The organism is Acinetobacter sp. YH12140, from assembly GCF_013418475.1.
Taxonomy (GTDB): Bacteria; Pseudomonadota; Gammaproteobacteria; order Pseudomonadales; family Moraxellaceae; genus Acinetobacter; species Acinetobacter amyesii.
In genome coordinates this window covers 86,874-104,476 of record NZ_VPBZ01000011.1, presented here as the reverse complement: position 1 = coordinate 104,476, position 17,603 = coordinate 86,874, and the positions used below count along the sequence as shown (strand labels likewise).

Annotated in this window: 15 protein-coding genes; 6 read left to right on the top strand and 9 right to left on the bottom strand. The window is 43.0% G+C overall.

Annotated elements, in window-relative coordinates:
* Nucleotides 1–12: 12 nt before the first annotated feature.
* Nucleotides 13–630, top strand: coding sequence for a hypothetical protein (locus tag FTU75_RS15995; protein WP_180116417.1), 618 nt, complete (start codon nucleotides 13–15; stop codon nucleotides 628–630).
* A gap of 92 nt (nucleotides 631–722) precedes the next feature.
* Here FTU75_RS15995 and rsfS read toward each other — a convergent pair whose 3' ends face one another.
* The 5 genes from rsfS to FTU75_RS15970 all read right to left on the bottom strand — a co-directional run bounded on the left by rsfS (nucleotide 723) and on the right by FTU75_RS15970 (nucleotide 6,638).
* Nucleotides 723–1,115, bottom strand: a complete 393-nt coding sequence (rsfS, locus tag FTU75_RS15990) for a ribosome silencing factor (protein ID WP_086178424.1) — start codon at nucleotides 1,113–1,115, stop codon at nucleotides 723–725.
* A 73-nt stretch (nucleotides 1,116–1,188) separates the two neighbouring features.
* Nucleotides 1,189–1,986: a hydroxypyruvate isomerase family protein gene (locus FTU75_RS15985; protein WP_180116416.1), complete on the bottom strand. Its 798-nt coding sequence runs from the start codon at nucleotides 1,984–1,986 to the stop codon at nucleotides 1,189–1,191.
* Between the two features lie 42 nt (nucleotides 1,987–2,028).
* Nucleotides 2,029–2,898, bottom strand: a complete 870-nt coding sequence (locus tag FTU75_RS15980) for an NAD(P)-dependent oxidoreductase (protein WP_180116415.1) — start codon at nucleotides 2,896–2,898, stop codon at nucleotides 2,029–2,031.
* Nucleotides 2,899–2,930: 32 nt separating this feature from the next.
* Complete coding sequence (locus FTU75_RS15975) at nucleotides 2,931–3,719, bottom strand: crotonase/enoyl-CoA hydratase family protein (protein ID WP_180116414.1); 789 nt, start codon at nucleotides 3,717–3,719, stop codon at nucleotides 2,931–2,933.
* 111 nt (nucleotides 3,720–3,830) lie between these two features.
* A complete protein-coding gene (locus FTU75_RS15970) occupies nucleotides 3,831–6,638 on the bottom strand; it encodes an ATP-binding protein (protein ID WP_180116413.1) in 2,808 nt (935 codons plus the stop codon).
* A gap of 153 nt (nucleotides 6,639–6,791) precedes the next feature.
* Between FTU75_RS15970 and cysM the strand changes: the two genes are divergently transcribed.
* From cysM to FTU75_RS15945, 5 genes are all read left to right on the top strand, one after another.
* Nucleotides 6,792–7,712, top strand: coding sequence for a cysteine synthase CysM (gene cysM, locus FTU75_RS15965; protein ID WP_180055878.1), 921 nt, complete (start codon nucleotides 6,792–6,794; stop codon nucleotides 7,710–7,712).
* A gap of 32 nt (nucleotides 7,713–7,744) precedes the next feature.
* Nucleotides 7,745–8,563, top strand: a complete 819-nt coding sequence (locus FTU75_RS15960) for a 3'-5' exonuclease (protein ID WP_180009011.1) — start codon at nucleotides 7,745–7,747, stop codon at nucleotides 8,561–8,563.
* 6 nt (nucleotides 8,564–8,569) lie between these two features.
* Entirely contained in the window at nucleotides 8,570–9,958 is a 1,389-nt protein-coding gene (rlmD, locus tag FTU75_RS15955; protein ID WP_180116412.1) for a 23S rRNA (uracil(1939)-C(5))-methyltransferase RlmD, read from the top strand.
* A gap of 33 nt (nucleotides 9,959–9,991) precedes the next feature.
* Nucleotides 9,992–12,298, top strand: coding sequence for a bifunctional (p)ppGpp synthetase/guanosine-3',5'-bis(diphosphate) 3'-pyrophosphohydrolase (locus FTU75_RS15950; protein WP_078191275.1), 2,307 nt, complete (start codon nucleotides 9,992–9,994; stop codon nucleotides 12,296–12,298).
* 79 nt (nucleotides 12,299–12,377) lie between these two features.
* Nucleotides 12,378–13,028 (top strand): hypothetical protein, encoded by a 651-nt coding sequence (locus tag FTU75_RS15945; protein WP_180116411.1) that lies wholly within the window; start codon nucleotides 12,378–12,380, stop codon nucleotides 13,026–13,028.
* A gap of 62 nt (nucleotides 13,029–13,090) precedes the next feature.
* Here FTU75_RS15945 and secF read toward each other — a convergent pair whose 3' ends face one another.
* The 4 genes from secF to tgt form a co-directional block, all read right to left on the bottom strand.
* Nucleotides 13,091–14,053: a protein translocase subunit SecF gene (gene secF / locus FTU75_RS15940; RefSeq protein WP_180065629.1), complete on the bottom strand. Its 963-nt coding sequence runs from the start codon at nucleotides 14,051–14,053 to the stop codon at nucleotides 13,091–13,093.
* A 10-nt stretch (nucleotides 14,054–14,063) separates the two neighbouring features.
* Nucleotides 14,064–15,962: a protein translocase subunit SecD gene (gene secD, locus FTU75_RS15935; protein ID WP_111885819.1), complete on the bottom strand. Its 1,899-nt coding sequence runs from the start codon at nucleotides 15,960–15,962 to the stop codon at nucleotides 14,064–14,066.
* A 54-nt stretch (nucleotides 15,963–16,016) separates the two neighbouring features.
* Nucleotides 16,017–16,346, bottom strand: a complete 330-nt coding sequence (yajC, locus tag FTU75_RS15930) for a preprotein translocase subunit YajC (protein ID WP_078191271.1) — start codon at nucleotides 16,344–16,346, stop codon at nucleotides 16,017–16,019.
* A gap of 106 nt (nucleotides 16,347–16,452) precedes the next feature.
* Nucleotides 16,453–17,583, bottom strand: a complete 1,131-nt coding sequence (gene tgt, locus FTU75_RS15925; protein ID WP_180116410.1) for a tRNA guanosine(34) transglycosylase Tgt — start codon at nucleotides 17,581–17,583, stop codon at nucleotides 16,453–16,455.
* Between the last annotated feature and the right edge of the window lie 20 nt (nucleotides 17,584–17,603).

Sequence of the window (17,603 nt, the reverse complement as noted above, 5' to 3'; positions counted from 1 at the left end):
AGGAGTAAAGCAATGAGCACCGAACTGTTGAATTTGGCACAACGCCGCGAAGCTTTAGAAAAAGGCTTACAACAATTTATTCATGGGACTTTACTCGACAGTGCGCTACGGCACTGGGAGCAGCAGTACAGCATGAAACCGTCATTTGTATTGAATCGCTTCTTAAATGATATCTGTACCACAGAGGAGCTGCGCTTTTATCGTAAAGATATGCTGAAGCAAGTTTTGTATGAGTTATCTACCTTAGAAAAGCAGGAACTGTTAAGGGTTGAAAAACCGCAGGAGCAGGTGCAAGAAGATGAGCTCATTGCAGAGACCATTAGCGAGGCCTTTTTAGGCTTTATCGAGTCAGTCATGCTGACGGTGAAATCTACAGATCAGGCTGATTTCACCCAAGATGTGATTCAGCAATTAGAAGAAATCGGGCTGGCAATTGCAGCAAATGCACAAATTAATTCAGCGAGTTTTGTCGAGTTTTTGCCCTTGACCAGTTATGCCAAAGTTTTGACGAGCATTTATGAAGTGTATTGTGACTTTTATGGCCCGATGCGTGCAGACCAAGTTTATGCACAAACCAAGCTGAAAATTAAAGCCAATTATCCTGAGGTGGATTTACATCAACTGCTTTAGTGTAGGGGGTAAAACACCATGAAGCTGATTGTCCGTGTATAAAGTGAAGGGATAAAAAAAGCGACCTAATTAGGTCGCTTTTTTCTGGAAGCTTAAGCTACAGTTTCTGGAGCTGTACGCCATAAGCTTTCTAAATCATAGAATTTACGTGCTGTAGGTAACATCACATGTACCACTACAAAACCGAGATCAATCAGGATCCATTCTGCATCACGTTCGCCTTCAACACCGATAGGGCGGAATCCAGCTTTACGTGCTTCTTCTGCCACGTTGTCTGCAAGAGACTTAATGTGACGAGTTGAAGTACCGCTCGCAATTACAATCGCATCTGCGACATTGCTGATTGCTTTGATATCAAGTTCAACAATATCTTTGGCTTTTACATCTTCAAGTGCTTCACGTACAACAGCTAAACAAGCTTGTACATCTTTGATATTTGCGAGATCGTGAGAATTAGAAGCGCTGGGCGATGGTTCTAAATTCATAGAGGGTATGATTTCCTGACAATTTTACATGTTCTAATATAGCGGTTTTGTTGATGAATTTCAAATCAACACGTCATTGACCATTGGCTAAATGAGGGAAGTATTTGTCTTTCCACGCAAAAGAATGTGATGAGTTGCTTCGTGGTCGGTATTCAGCCGCGATGTAACCTGTATATTGGCTTTGATCTAACCATTTAAAAATCTCAGCAAATGGAATCTGCGCTGAGTCAGGTTCATGTCGCCCCGGACAGTCAGCAAACTGTATGTGACCGATATCCTGAATATTTTCTGCCAAAGTACTGAGGATGTCTTCACCCATCATCGCCATGTGGTAGCAGTCATATTGCATCTTCAAAGTAGAGTGTTGTACAGCTTCAAGCATTTCCTGAGCTTGGGCAATATTTTGCACCAAAAAGCGCGGCATATCAGTGCTATTAATCATTTCAAATAGCGGTTGAATATGATGTTCAGACAACATGTGGCACGCCAGTTTGAGGTTGCTCGACAAGGTATTTAAACATGGGAGCAAGTCAGCATCTTGTGGCTGTTTGCCGGCTAAAATATTGACACTCGGTACATTTAACGCAGTGGCATAGCGAATGCATTGTTCTAAGGCCTGATGAAATTGATTTTCACGCCCCGGAACTCCCGCAAGACCATCACCGCCTTGCATCAAATCACCCGCAGGGACATTGATTAAACACAGGCTTAAATCATTGATGGTGAGTTGGGTTTGGATTTGCTCAATACTCAGCTCATACGGAAACTGAATTTCTACATGCTTAAAACCGTGTTCACGAGCCAAAGCAAAACGCTCTAACAACGGCACTTCGGTAAAAATCATGGATAAATTAACCGCGAGCTGAGTCATGTATATCGTCCTTGAAGCAATTTACTTCTAAAGTGGGAGTTGTTAGTTTTGTTCGACATGTTGAATGATGGTGGCTAAATCTTTTTCTGCAAAACCATTGTCCTGATGGGCTTTGAGTTGCGATAAAGCAAGGCTGGCAACAGGGATGCTTAATTCAAACTGGGCAGCCAGTTGGACTGCATTATTCAGGTCTTTAGATAAAGTTTGAACTTTCCATTGCACGGGCTCGAACTGATGCGTTGCCATACGTGGAGTTAAAATCTGAAAAGGCTTTGAATCTGCAAAACCACCGGCAAGTGCTGGTGCTAATAACGTGGTGTCTACACCTGATTTCTCGGCCAGTGCGACAGCTTCTGCGATTAACGTGCTATTGGCAGCGACGATCAGCTGATTACAAATTTTGGTGGCTTGACCTGTACCTGAGTCGCCCATGCGGGTAACACGTTGAGATAAAACATTGTAAATCAGACTCAAATCTTGAATCGTTTCAGCATCACCACCGGCAAAGATGACCAAGGTGCCTTGCTCAGCGCCTGCTGTGCCCCCCGAAACAGGAGAGTCAATCCAAGTGACTTGTTGTAACTTTGCAGCATGAGCCAATTGATGAGTTTGATTCACAGAAAGACTCGAAAAATCGACAATAATTTGTCCTGCCGCTAAATGATTTTCGATGCTTGCATATACCGCGGCAACAGCAGCATCGTCTGCGAGACAAGATAAAACCACAGGATAATGGGCAATCTTCTCCAATTGAAGCGCTGTCGCGCCAATCGCAATCAACTCATCACACGCAGCAGCAGTTCTGTTCCACACCGCTACTTCAAATCCTGCCTGAATGAGACGCGTGGCCATACGGCTACCCATCAGCCCCATACCTAGAAATGCAATTTTTGTATTACGATCAAACGCCATGTGCTGTACTCAATCTATCCTGTGTGACTATTTTACTTATATTGGCGTGGTAAAAACTGAACCTCTGGGTTCTTGTCTTTTTTACGTGCCAATTGGCTGTTTTTGCCGAGCAGTAATTTTAATTGCCAGATTTTTTCTAAGCGTAAAGATCGTTTTGGACTATGTTCCATGGCATCTAGCACTTGTTTTGCCGCTGCCAAGGCATCTGGAGAACGTTGTGATAATTCTTCGGCTAACTGCTGCGCCTGAAGCAAAGGTTGTTCATTTAAATGTGTCACCAATCCAATTTCCTTGGCATATTCTGCGTCAAAAATACGTGCTGTTAAGGTTAATTCTTTGGCTAAATCCAGTCCTATCACACCTTTGAGTGAGCGAGTTAAGCCCATATCAGGGACTAAGCCCCAACGACTTTCCATAATTGACATTTGCGTTTTCGGGTGGGCAATACGGATATCGGCAGCCAAGGCAAGTTGCATGCCTGCACCAAAACAAAAGCCTTCAAGTGCTGCAATTACGGGAACAGGAAGTTGCTGCCAAATCAGAAAGGCTTTTTGAAATAAACTTTGACCGGGCTTTAACAGTTCCCACGCAGCATAGGCACGATTTTTCGGATCATTCAGGTCAGCCAAATCAATGCCAGCACTAAATACATTGGCTTCACCCGTTAAAATGACACAGCGTAAGCTACGATCTTTTTTTAATTTTTCAGCGGTGCTGACCAATTCTTTGAGCAATGCAAAGCTCATTGCATTACGTTTTTCTGGACGGTTTAAGTAAACCGTTGCAATGCCATTATTTTTTTCTACACGTAATAAAGTCATGGTAATTACTCTTGTTGTTACTGCGCCCGAGCATAGCATGCACCCTGACAGGATACATGACAGTGCAGTCACAACAGAAGCTGGACGGCACTGACTTTAGTCGGACTGCGCTTAATTATTTTGTTTGGCTAAGATTTGTTGAGCTGCGTGTTCAACTTGCCCCATGACATTTTTTAACTCATCAAAACGGTTCAGGGTTTCTTGAACAAAAGCATCATCCGCTTTACGGCGTTCCTTACGTAAGGTCGATACAAATTGCTCAAATTGACCTGAAACCTCTTGGAGGGTCGGAGCGCCCACATAGCGGGTTGCGCCATAAAGCCGATGTAGCACATGCTCTAATTGTGGAAAATCTTCATCTTCGATGAGCTGTGCCATTTCATGGATTTCTTGTTCAAAGCTATCGACGAGCATTTTCAGTAAATCGACCGCAAGGTCTTCTTTATTCGCGGCCAACTGCAAGCTTTGCTGCCAATCTAAAATACTTGGCTCTAGGGCTTCAATCACCGAACTTCGCTCTAAAACGGGCACTTTCTTAAAGTTATCGGTAGTCCATTGGGTCAAGATTTGAATAATTTGATCCATTTGAATAGGCTTGGTGACATAGTCATCCATACCGCTTTGTAGGAGCTTTTGTTTTTCATCAGAGAGCGCATGTGCCGTCAAAGCGATAATTGGAAGGCGCTTATGATTTTCAAAAGTCGACTCAAGAGAACGAATGGCACGCGTGGTATCGACACCTGACATCACAGGCATTTGAATATCCATAAAGATGAGGTCAAAAGCTGCCAAACCTTGCTCTTGGCGAGCCTGAATGATTTCAATGGCTTCTTGTCCACTCAAAGCCTTAGTGGTTTTAACATTTAACTCAGAGAGCAGGGCTTCAAGCACAATCAGGTTTGGTAAATGGTCGTCGACTGCCAAAATATGCAGACCTTGACCATTAAATTCTTCATGTTGCTCTTGATCAAACCACGGCTCATTACTCAACAACTGAATCAGCGCTGTACGGCTGAGTGGTTGATGCAATGGACGGGCACGGTACTCGTTCAACATGTTTGGATCGAGCATCATTTGGTAGCCATAAACCGCTAAGTTACCGCTATAACGATGACGAATTTCTTTCAGTAAAGCTTCAGAGTCGCCGCTATGATCGACGATCAACCAAGTATTTTCATTGGTTTGCAACTGATTGAGGCGACTAAATAAATCTAGGATTGACTGCGTTTCAATATGTTCAACATCATAATTTTCTAAATAATGACGTAGGACATTGGCAGTTGCTGGATGTGCCAAGTAGGAAACGACTTGGAGATTGCTAAATTGTGGATGCACAATTTCAATTTCATCATCGACCATAAAGCGCGCAGTAAACCAGAAGGTTGAGCCTTTTTCTGTTGGGGCACGTTCTTGGTTATCTTCAAAACCAATTTGTCCATGCATCAGGCTGACCAATTGTTTGGAGATGGCAAGACCTAAACCTGTACCACCAAATTGACGGGTCACAGATGCATCACCTTGCGAGAAGGATTCAAACAGTTTCTTACGGTCGGTACCGCTTAGGCCGATACCACTGTCTTGCACACTAAAGTGCAGCAGACATTGACCGATGTCATCATGCTCCATACGGACACGGACAATAATTTCACCATCTGGAGTGAATTTAATTGCATTTGAAATTAAGTTGGTCAAAATTTGCTTGAAGCGTAGGACATCACCAACCACAAATTTCGGCACATTGTCCGCATAGTAGAAGGTCATATCGATGTGTTTTTGTGCTGCCAATGGCGACAACATATCCATCACATCAAAGACGGCTTCTTCTAAGTCGAATTGCGCAGTTTCGAGTTCTAGTTTGCCTGCATCGATTTTCGAGAAATCAAGCACGTCATTAATTAAAGCCAATAAATGCGCAGAAGATTTACGAATCGTTTGTAGATATAAATTTTGTTCATTACTGAGGTTGCCTTGGCGCAGTAAAAGATGAATAAAGCCATCAATACTGTTCAGCGGTGTGCGCAGTTCATGAGAAATATTGGCCAAAAACACCGATTTTGATTGGTTGGCTTGAATTGCTTGGTCACGTGCTTGACGGTAGGTAATATTTTGCACTTCTAAAGTATCAAGCGTGCGTCTTAAGTCATCTTCCGTTTGTTCGGTATGTTCACGTAGCTCTAAGAAACTGAAATGTAAGCGTTTAACCACATTGGCTATATCACGCTGTAATAACCGGAGTTCTCCAGTACTGTTAATGATCATGTGCTGATCTAGAGTGTCGGCATTTAAACGTTGTAACTGCATGCGAATTTCGTACATTGGTGCGATCCAACGACGTGAATAAAAATTCAAACACAGCAAAAGTAATAAGAGCGTCAATAAACCCGTTGCAATCAACACGATTAACACGCGATAGCGGGCAATTTGCAGCGGTTGATTGTCCAGTTCAATGCTTAACCATGCTGGGGTCTGGGTTGAGTCTGAAATTTTCAGGGCGTAAATATGGTTGCCCTGATGTGCAATCGGTCCGATAAAAGACGCTTTACTGTTTAAAGCAGGCCAAATATCTTGATCTTGAAAGCCAATGCTCAGGCGGTTATTGCCTTTGAAATCTATAATCGCAGCACGAATCAAATGTTTTTCGTTCAACATGCTTTGCATGGCATTACGAGCTTGATCAAACTGCCACGGATAATGGTTGAGTAACTCTATGGCAGATTCTGACGTGGGTTGATAGCGCGTCAGGATCGCGACAGCCATTTGTTTTTGTTGTGCTTTGGCTGCATTGGAGGTTTCTGTTATTACCAACATTGCACCGACACAGGCCAAAATGGTGATCGGCACAAAAATAAGTGCAATCAACTGACCATAGGCATGATTTAAGTGTAGGCGTTTAAAAAGCTTTTTGTTGATATTTGACATGGTTTAAGCAGTTTATTCCTTATGCCCCGAATATTAGCATGGATTATTTAAAACTGATTGCGCTTTAATCACTTTCGCGAAAAAGCGAGGCAAATGGGTGCAGGCAAAGGCATTTTTTCATACAATAGGCGCACCTCGATATAGGTGTGAATAATGAGTAATACAACCCCTGATTTTCAAGCAGACGATTTTTTATTAGACCATTACGTCGGCAACACGCCGTTAGTGCGTTTACAGCGTCTGGCAAGTCATACTCAAGCAACAGTATTAGCCAAGTTAGAAGGCAATAACCCAGCGGGTTCGGTCAAAGATCGCCCTGCATATAACATGATTATGCAAGCGGAAAAGCGTGGTCAGATTAAACTGGGTGATACGTTGATTGAAGCGACGAGCGGAAATACGGGGATTGCTTTAGCCATGGTTGCAGCAATGCGTGGCTATAAAATGACTTTGATCATGCCCGCAAGTTCTAGCCAAGAGCGTAAAGATGCCATGCGTGCCTACGGTGCTGAACTGATCGAATCAGAAAACATGGAAGAAGCACGTGATCTTGCCCTTCAAATGGAAAAAGACGGCAAAGGTTTAGTCCTAAACCAGTTTGGTAACCCAGACAATGTGGAAGCACATTACCTTACTACTGGGCCTGAAATTTGGAAACAAACAGGTGGTAAAATTACACATTTCGTCAGCTCAATGGGAACCACCGGGACCATTATGGGGATTTCGAAATATTTAAAAGAACAAAATCCGGATATTCAAATTGTTGGTTTACAACCGTCTGAAGGTTCAAACATTGCCGGTATTCGCCGTTGGCCACAAGAATATCTTCCTACGATTTTTGACCCTTCACGTGTTGATCGCATTATGGATATTCCGCAAATTGAAGCGGAAAAAACAGCTCGTCGTTTAGCACGTACAGAAGGTATCAGTGCAGGTACCTCATCGGGTGGTGCGGTATGGGCTTCAGTTAAATTGGCTGAAGAAAATCCGGATGCCGTGATTGTTTGCATCGTATGTGACCGTGGTGACCGATACTTGTCTACTGGTCTATTCTCTGTTGTTGATCCTGAATAATTACAGTGGCCGATCGGCACTGGTGAGTACTTATGCGTTTACCTGTTTTAATTTTTGATATCGAAACACTGACAGATTTGAAGTCAGGTGCGCATTTGTATGGACTGGATCTGCCTGAGGTGGATCTAGATGCTGCGCTGACTAAACTGCGTCGCCAAGAGGCGGGCACGGATTTTCAGCGTTTGGCCTTGCATGAAATTGTCTGTATCTCTGGACTATGGATTGATGAAAAGGGCATGAAGTTGTTTTCATTTAGCCGTGAAGACAATAGCGAAGCTGAAATTTTAAAAAAATTCGTTTCTATTTTTGAAAAGCGTCATCCGACCTTGGTCAGTTGGAACGGTTCACAGTTTGATTTGCCTGTGATTTTGTTCCGTGCCATGTATCACGGACTATCTGCACCAAGTTTGTTCGATCAGGGCGAGATTGATACGCAAAAGCGCTATAATAACTACCAGAATCGTTATCATCATCGTCATGTAGATTTGATGGATGTCATGGCCATGTTCCATGGTCGTCATTTTCAAAAGCTCGACGATGCAGCACATTTACTTGGTTTCCCCGGTAAACGTGGTGATGGTGGCTACCATGTGCCTGAATATGTGCGTGAACAACAGTGGATGGAACTGACCAGCTACTGTGAAGGTGATGTGCTCAATACATGGTTGATTTATTTACGCTGGCTGTTGCTGAAAGGACAGTTATTGTTAAATGATCATCAGCACTTGATTCAAAGTACGATTCAATATTTACAAACTCAGCCGCAACACGCTGACTTTTTATTGGTATGGCAGCAAACCTCGCAACGTACCGAATTCACCCAATCTGATTTCCCATCTTCCACACATTAGGTACGCATGAAACACAAAGCCAAACCCCAAAAAGCCCAACAACCCATTTATACATTTCAGGTTGAATCGCTTTCACATGAGGGGCGAGGCATAGCGCACTTTGGGACGCATCCAGATCATCCTGCAGAAAAACACGGTAAGAAAGTCTTTATCCGTTATGCCTTGCCGGGTGAAACGGTGCGTGCGCGTATTACTAATGTCGTTAAGCGTCTCGAAGAAGCAGACAGTCTGGAATTACTGAGTGAAGAGTCTGCTCTACGGGTTAAACCGGCCTGCCCACATTATGGGGTTTGTGGTGGGTGTAGCATGCAGCATATTCATCCCGACGAGCAAATTCGTTTAAAACAAGATGTTTTACAATCACATTTGCAACATTTTGCTGGGATACAACCTGATCAATGGTTAGCTCCTTTACGTTCATTGCGTGAAGACTACCGTCGCAAAGCACGTATTGGTGTGCGTTACCTACCTGCAAAAGATAAGCTTGTGGTTGGCTTTCGTGAAAGCCAGTCAAATAAACTGACTTCGATTGACCGTTGTATGGTGTTGGATCGTGAGTTTGGCTCCATCACCACACTCAAACAATTGTTACAAAGTCTGCAAGGTAAAGCAGATATTGGGCATATGGAACTGGCCATGGGAGATCAAGAAATTGCCCTCCTAATTCGTCATACGGCGGAACTTTGCGCGGAAGATGTCAACCAATTAGTAAAATTTGCGTTACATAAAGAGTGGCAACTGTACTTGCAACCTGAAGGGCCAGACAGCTTACATCGCGTGGATCATCCCGATGCACCGATGCGTCTGCACTATGGTCTAAGTGACTTTGCTGTGGAATTTGGCTTTAATCCTCAAGACTTCACGCAAGTGAATTCCACGATTAATCCGCAAATGGTGAAACTGGCATGTGAATTGCTTCAGTTACAACAAGGTGAGCGAGTTCTAGATCTGTTTTGTGGCTTAGGAAACTTTTCTTTACCACTTGCTCAATGTGTGGGTTCAACGGGTCAAGTCATTGCAGTTGAAGGGAGTGAAGAAATGGTTCAGCGTGGTGCAGAAAATGCACAAAACAATGGCCTTTCGCAACTGAAATTTTATTCACAAGATTTAACAAAAGATTTTTCGCATCATTCTTGGGCAAAACAAGGATTTGATGCATTATTGATAGACCCACCACGTTCTGGTGCAGAAGAAATAATGCGTTATGTGCCCAAATTTGGTGCAAAAAGAATCGTTTATGTGTCATGTAATCCTGCAACACTAGCACGCGATGCTGGAATGCTGGTACAACAAGGCTACCGTTTGAAAAAAGCGGGTGTCATGGACATGTTTACCCATACAGGGCATGTCGAATCGATTGCTTTGTTCGAAAAAGAAAATCAGATAAACGATTAAAAGTTATGAAGCGTAGAAAACTAGGAGTAGGGTATGGTCACAGTACGTGAACAATTACCTGGACGTCTCAATGAGTTGTCACAGGAAACGACTGTAGAACATGCCGAGCAAGCACAGCATGATTTGGCTGAATGGCTAGAGCGTGTGAGTGGCATGTTTGACGGGGCTCCTCTAAAGCAACTCGAAGAAGTTGCACATCTGACCTTACAGAATGAACTTGAAACAACGGTCAACCATCGCTCGAATACCTTCTATACGGGTATTGAAATGGCGGATATTCTTGCTCATCTGTATGCGGATGAAGATACGTTATCAGCAGCCATGCTGTATCGAAGTGTTCGTGAAGGCGTAACCAGTTTAGAAGAAGTCCAAAGCAAATTTGGCGATCAAGTGCATGCTTTGGTGAAAGGCACGCTTGCCATGGGTAAGTTGTCTGACCTGATTGAGCAAAATAAACGTCTAGAAGATCATTTTAATAATAACCAGCGTGAACATTTGACCGGCATTTATAAAATGCTGATTTCGGTGACCGAAGATGTTCGCGTTGTATTAATCAAACTTTCTGAACGTACCTATGCATTACGTGAGTTAGCGCATTCAACCAAAGAGCGTCAAGAGCGTGTCGCACGAGAAATTTTAACCATTTACTCGCCGCTCGCGCACCGTTTAGGGATTGCACAGCTTAAGTGGGAGCTTGAAGATCTCGCTTTCCGTTATCTAGCACCTGAACGCTATAAAGAAATTGCCTCTTTACTGAATGAAAAACGTTTAGAGCGTGAACAATATATTCAGTTCGTTACAGAAAAGTTGCGTAAAGAACTATTAGATCATGGCATTGAGGCCGAGATTAATGGTCGGGTGAAACACATTTATTCGATTTATCGAAAAATGAAGAGTAAGAACCTGAGCTTTGATCAGCTTTATGACATTCGAGCGGTTCGTGTTTTGGTGGATAATGTACCTGAGTGTTATCACACACTGGGGATCGTCCATCAGATTTGGCGTCATATTCCGCATCAGTTCGATGATTATATTACCAACCCGAAAGCCAATGGTTATCGCTCACTGCATACGGCCGTGATTGCAGAGAACAAATCTTTAGAAGTGCAAATTCGTACGCATAATATGCACGAAGAAGCTGAACTCGGGGTGTGTTCGCACTTTAACTATAAAGAAGGCTCTAAAACCACAGATTATTCATTTAATCATCGCTTACATTCTTTGCGTGCAGTGCTTGAACATTATCAAGAACGAAATGATGCCAGCGCACATAAAGAAGATGAAGATTCTGAAAACTTCGAACAAATCCAAGAGTTTGAAGATTTTGAGAAAATCTATGTGTTTAGTCGTGATGGTGATATCAAAGAATTACCACGCGGTTCGACCGTGCTTGACTTTGCCTATCATGTGCATACTGAAGTGGGCAACAAGTGCTATGCAGCACGGGTGAACCAACGTTATGTACCTTTAACCTATACCCTAAAAACTGGGGAGCAGGTCGAGATTTTAACCAAGAAAGATCGTGAACCGAACCGAGATTGGTTGGTGAACTCGCTGGGTTATATCAAGACGGCTCGTGCACGTGACAAGTTGCGTCATTGGTTCCGTCAGCAAGACCGTAGTAAAAACTTGGAAGTGGGACGTGAGATTCTGAATAAAGAATTGTCACGTTTGGCGATTCACCCGAAAAGTATCGATTTGAATGATTACTGCAATCATTTTAATGTGAAATTGGGTGAAGATATATTGATTGGCTTGGTGAGTGGTGACATTAGCTTGCATGCTTTAATCAATCAGGTTAACCGTCATATGCACCTCGATCAGGATGAGCCTGAACTGGTGTTAAAACCAACCTTGAACCCACGTGCAAGTCATACGCTTTCGGCGCATGGTATTTTGATTGATGGTTTGGACAATGTAGAACTACACATTGCTCAGTGTTGTCAGCCTGTGCATGGTGAATCGATTGCTGGTTATATCACCCTGAATCGTGGCGTAAGTATCCATAAGGTCGCATGTCCGGATTATATCCGTATGATTGGGCAAGAGCCTGAACGTGCGGTTGAAGCGGATTGGGAAATGCAGCCAACTCGTGGTCAAAGTGTGCAAATCGTGGTGGAAGCTTATGACCGTCGTGGTTTGCTTAAAGATCTGACTCAAGTGATTTTCTCAGACCAAATCAATATTCGTCAGGTGAATACCATTTCCGAGAGTGATGGTATTGCCAATATGAAGCTGTTGATTGAAGTGAAAGGCTTGGCGCAGTTGTCGAAACTGTTGGCACGTCTAGAGCAACAACCAGGCATTATCAGCGCACGTCGCTTGGTACAAGGTAGCTAAAAATAAAGCTGTATAAAAAACCCGCTGCGTGCGGGTTTTTTATTATATTGGGGGAGAGAAATTATAAAATTGAATGCTTATGCTGCCTTCAGAGCTTTTTGAAAAGCGTCGACAGAATCTAACACAAGCCATTGACCACTGGGTGGCAACAGGCTCTTTTAAAAATGGCAAAGCCGTGTGTGAACATTTTGGCTTAGCAGTTCCTTTAATTTCCCAATTATTAAATAGTCATCGGCAGATTGGAGAGAAATTTGCACGTGAGTTAGAGTCACAATTGGGACTCATAAAGGGAAGTTTGGATTATGAAGTTCAGTTTATAGAGCAAGATAAGCGCACTAAGAAACAAGCAAGCTTGGTCCTTTTTGAAATGCAGGTGGTTGAGACACAGGCATTTTCGTTAAAATTGATTTCAAATGATTCATCTCAATATTCAGCATTATTTAAAAACACTCAAGACCTGTATTTGATTCGCATCACAGCATCGTATTATGCCCCTGTATTACAAGAGGGTTGGCTTGTGGTCTGTGATGAACGGCGAGGGGTAGAGAGAGCGGATCTAGCCTGTGTATATTTGCGAAATGGCTTAAATTTAATTTTAAACGTGATACAGCAAACAGATGATACATGGCAATTTGTAAGTCTAGACCAAAAACGACAGGTGGAATTCCAGCAATCCGATATTGAAAAATTACATCCTATTATTGCGATCTTACCTAGCTCATTTATTTAAATTGGTAGCATAAAAAAACCCATCCGAAGATGGGTTTTGATCTGAAATCAAAGTTGAAAATTTTAAGGAATCTCTTCTTCTTCAAATTCAGGCTTCACTTGTACAATGAAGTCTTGACGGTTTAGACCACGCCATAGCGCGAAGGCTGTACCAATGTAGATTGATGAATATGTACCCACAAATACACCAACAAACATTGCAACAGAGAACCATTTCAGACCATCACCGCCCAGTACCATCATCGCTACAACAACCAATAACAGTGTCATAGAGGTGTGAATGGTACGGCGAAGTGTTTCAGTCAAAGCACTGTTCACAACTTCAAGAGGTTCAGCACCGCGAATCTTACGGAAGTTTTCACGAATACGGTCAGATACAACGATGTTATCGTTGAGCGAGAAGCCGATAATCGCGAGTAGCGCAGCCAAAACTGTTAAGTCAAACGGCCACTGCATCATAGCAAAGATACCAATGGTCACCACGATATCGTGGAATAAAGACAGTACAGCGCCCATCGCAAGTTTGAACTCAAAGCGAATAGTGACATAAACCAGCATGAGCAGTAGGGCAAGACCAACAGCGCCCGCAGAACGCACGTAGAGTTCATTACCGACTTGACCACCCACCACATCGACTTTATGCACTTCTGCTTTATTGCCCGGCAATTGAGCGGCAGTCGTAATGGCTTTGGTTAAGTCTTCAGCTTCAATGTCTTTTTGAACTGGCATACGAACCATCAGGTCGCGGTCAGATCCTAAAGTTTGTACTACAGGATCTTTAAAACCAGCTTTTGTCAGCGCTGAGCTCACATCGGTAGATTTTACTGGTTGACTATAGTTCAACTCTGCTGCTACACCGCCAGTAAAGTCCAAACCGAGGTTTAGACCTTTGGTGCAAATAAAAAAGATACTTGCGAGCGTTAAGATAATCGATATCAAGGCTGCCGGTTTGGCAATCTTCATAAAGGGAATAATGTGCTCGTTATCCGGACGGCCGTATTGTTTCGGTTGAGTATTTTCAGTCATCTTCGATCTCCTAAATGCTCAACTTCTTCAGGTTACGTTTTTTACCATAAATGATTTGTACGATTGCACGTGTCACGGTAATCGCTGTGAACATTGAGCAGACAATACCAATCATTAGGGTAACCGCGAAGCCTTTAATTGGGCCTGTGCCAATTGCGAACAGAATGAAAGCAACCAAGAATGTGGTTAAGTTGGAGTCAAAGATGGTGTTATACGCACGATCATAACCCGCAACAATCGCCTGTTTCGGCGAGGCACCCCATTTAATTTCCTCTCGTATCCGCTCACAGATCAGTACGTTGGCATCGACCGCCATACCAATGGTAATTACGATACCTGCAATACCCGGAAGGGTGAGGGACGCGCCAATCCAAGACATGATGGTTAAAATCATGGCAAGGTTAACCACGAGTGCAAAGTTGGCAATCAAGCCGAACACACGGAAGAAGACCACCATCCAAATCGCAACCAATAAGAAACCGATTTGAGTTGATAATACGCCTTTGTCGATGTTTTCTTGACCGAGACTCGGACCAATCACACGTTCTTCAACGAAGTACATTGGCGCTGCTAATGCACCTGCACGTAACATCAATGCAAGTTCAGACGCTTCTTGAGGTGAATCTAGACCAGTAATACGGAACTGGGAACCCAATACGGCTTGAATCGTTGCCGCATTGATGACCACAGATTCGGTATAAGGTGTACGAACTTCAGTTTGTGTACCTGTTGCAGGATCAGCAACATAACTAATTTTTTGTTTGTTCTCGATGAACAGAACAGCCATTCGTTTGCCTACAGCATTACGAGTGGCTTCAGACATCAACTTACCGCCTGCAGTGTCCAACGTAATGTTTACTTCAGCACCACCTGTATCTTGGCTAAAACCTGATGACGCGTTTTGTACACGTTCACCCGTTAAGATACGGTTACGGTTAAGCAATAATTGACGACCACTGTCCAAAGATTCATAAGCAAAAGCTTCTGTACCCGGCGGTAATGAGCCTTTGGCTTGACCTGTGTATGGATCGATGTATTGATCATTTAAGTCAGAAACTAAGCGGAACTCAAGGTTTGCAGTACGACCAAGTACACGTTTTGCTTCAGCAGTATCTTGCACACCCGGTAATTCAACCACAATACGATTGCTACCTTGAGTTTGTACTAATGCTTCCGCTACACCTAACTCGTTAATACGGTTACGTAAAGTTGTTAAGTTTTGGTTGACAGCATAAGACTGAATTTCTTGTTTACGTGTATCTGTGTAGCTTAAACGTAGTGTTGAACCTTCAGTTGTTGCAACCGCTTGTTGAGTATATTCATTGCCGTTACGACGAAGGAAATCCATAGCTGCAGAACGATCATCATTATTTGCAAATTGCATCGTAATGGTGTTGTTGTTCAAAGATAAGCTATTGAATTTTAATTTATTGTCGCGAAGTTGGCGACGTAAGTCAGCCGCAGACGTTTCCATACGTTGTGAAATGGCTTTATCCATATCCACTTCAAGTAGGAAATGTACACCACCACGTAAATCCAGACCTAGCTTCATTGGTTTAGCACCAATTTTTTGTAGCCATTCTGGCGTAGTAGGCGCAAGGTTCAGTGCGACGACATAATTTTCACCGAGCCCACGACGCAGTGCTTCTTTTGCTTTTAATTGTTGTTCGCTCGAATCAACACGTAATAAAGCGGCATTATTGGTGAAGCTATTGTCATGGCTGGCAATATTTTCAGATTTTAAAATCTGCTCTGCTTTTTGTACGATGCTTTGATCAATCTGGGTACCGGCTTTGGCACCTGAAATTTGAACAGCAGGTTCATCAGGATACAAACTTGGCAGGGCATATAATGTACTGATGACTAGTACCACTAGAATCAGTAGATATTTCCATGCTGGGTAACGCATTCGTTTTCTTCTTAAAATGAAAAAAGCCGTGCGGGTGCACGACTTATTTTTTGATTAAAGGTTATTTAGAGTGCCTTCAGGCAGAACTGAAATCACACTTGCGCGTTGTACTTTTACTTCTACGCCACGGTTCAGTTCAACAACTGCAAAATCACCTTCGATTTTCGTGATTTTACCCATTAAACCGCCCGCAAAAACAACTTCACTACCAACACCTAGGCTTTCAATTAGTGCACGATGTTCTTTTGCACGTTTTGATTGAGGGCGCCAGATCAAGAAGTAGAAGATTGCGACAAATACCGCAATCATCAACAGGTTTGCCATCATGCTTGGTTGCTGTGCAGCTTCACCTGCTGCGTGAGCAGTAGAAATAAAAAGGCTCATTTCATTTTCCTAAACTAAAAAAACTGGTTATCAATACTTTGATAAATAAATTGGACTTGTTCAGCAATTTACCTTGTCTTTTTCTTCAGCGCAAATGCTGAAAGAATTAATCTTGAGGACAAGGTGGCACTTCCATGCCGCGACGACGATAAAAGTCTTCAACAAACTCATCAAAAGTGCCATGATCGAGAGCATCACGCATCGCTTCAGTCAGACGTAGGTAATAACGTAAGTTATGAATAGTACCGAGCATCGAACCGAGCATTTCGCCGCACTTCTCAAGATGGAAGAGATAAGATTTGGTGAAGTTTGTACATGTATAACAGTCGCAATGTGGGTCAAGCGGACTTTGATCATGACGATATTTGGCATTGCGAATACGCACTAAACCGTTGGTCACAAAATAATGACCATTACGTGCATTTCGTGTTGGCATCACACAGTCAAACATGTCGACACCGCGACGAACTGCTTCTACGATATCTTCTGGTTTACCGACACCCATCAAGTAACGTGGTTTATCCGCAGGCATTTTCTCTGGAAGATAATCCAATACTTTGATCATTTCTTCTTTAGGTTCGCCAACAGACAAGCCACCAATGGCATAACCATCAAAATCAATTTCTTTCAGACCATTTAAAGATTCATCACGTAAATCTTCATACATGCCGCCTTGGATAATACCAAATAGTGCATTACGGTTTTTCAGCACGTCATGATGTTGAGTCTTACAACGTTTCGCCCAACGTAATGAAAGCTGCAATGATTTTTGCGCTTCTTCATGTGTCGCAGGATAAGGCGTACATTCATCAAAAATCATCACGATGTCTGAATTCAGCGTGTGCTGAATATCCATCGAAATTTCAGGAGATAAAAAGACTTTAGAGCCATCAATCGGAGAGCGGAAAGTCACGCCCTCTTCTTTAATTTTGCGCATAGCGCCAAGGCTGAAGACTTGGAAACCGCCTGAATCTGTCAAAATCGGGTTATTCCATTTCATGAATTGGTGTAAGCCACCATGTTCACGAATAACATCTAGGCCTGGACGTAGATATAAATGGAAGGTATTGCCCAAAATAACTTGGGATTTAATTTCTTTAATGTCACGTGGGAGCATGCCTTTTACAGTACCGTAAGTACCGACAGGCATGAACATAGGTGTTTCAACAACACCATGTTCAAGGGTTAAACGGCCGCGACGAGCACGGCCCGATTGCGCCAATTTTTCAAACTTCATACAAGGTCCAGATCAAGGCG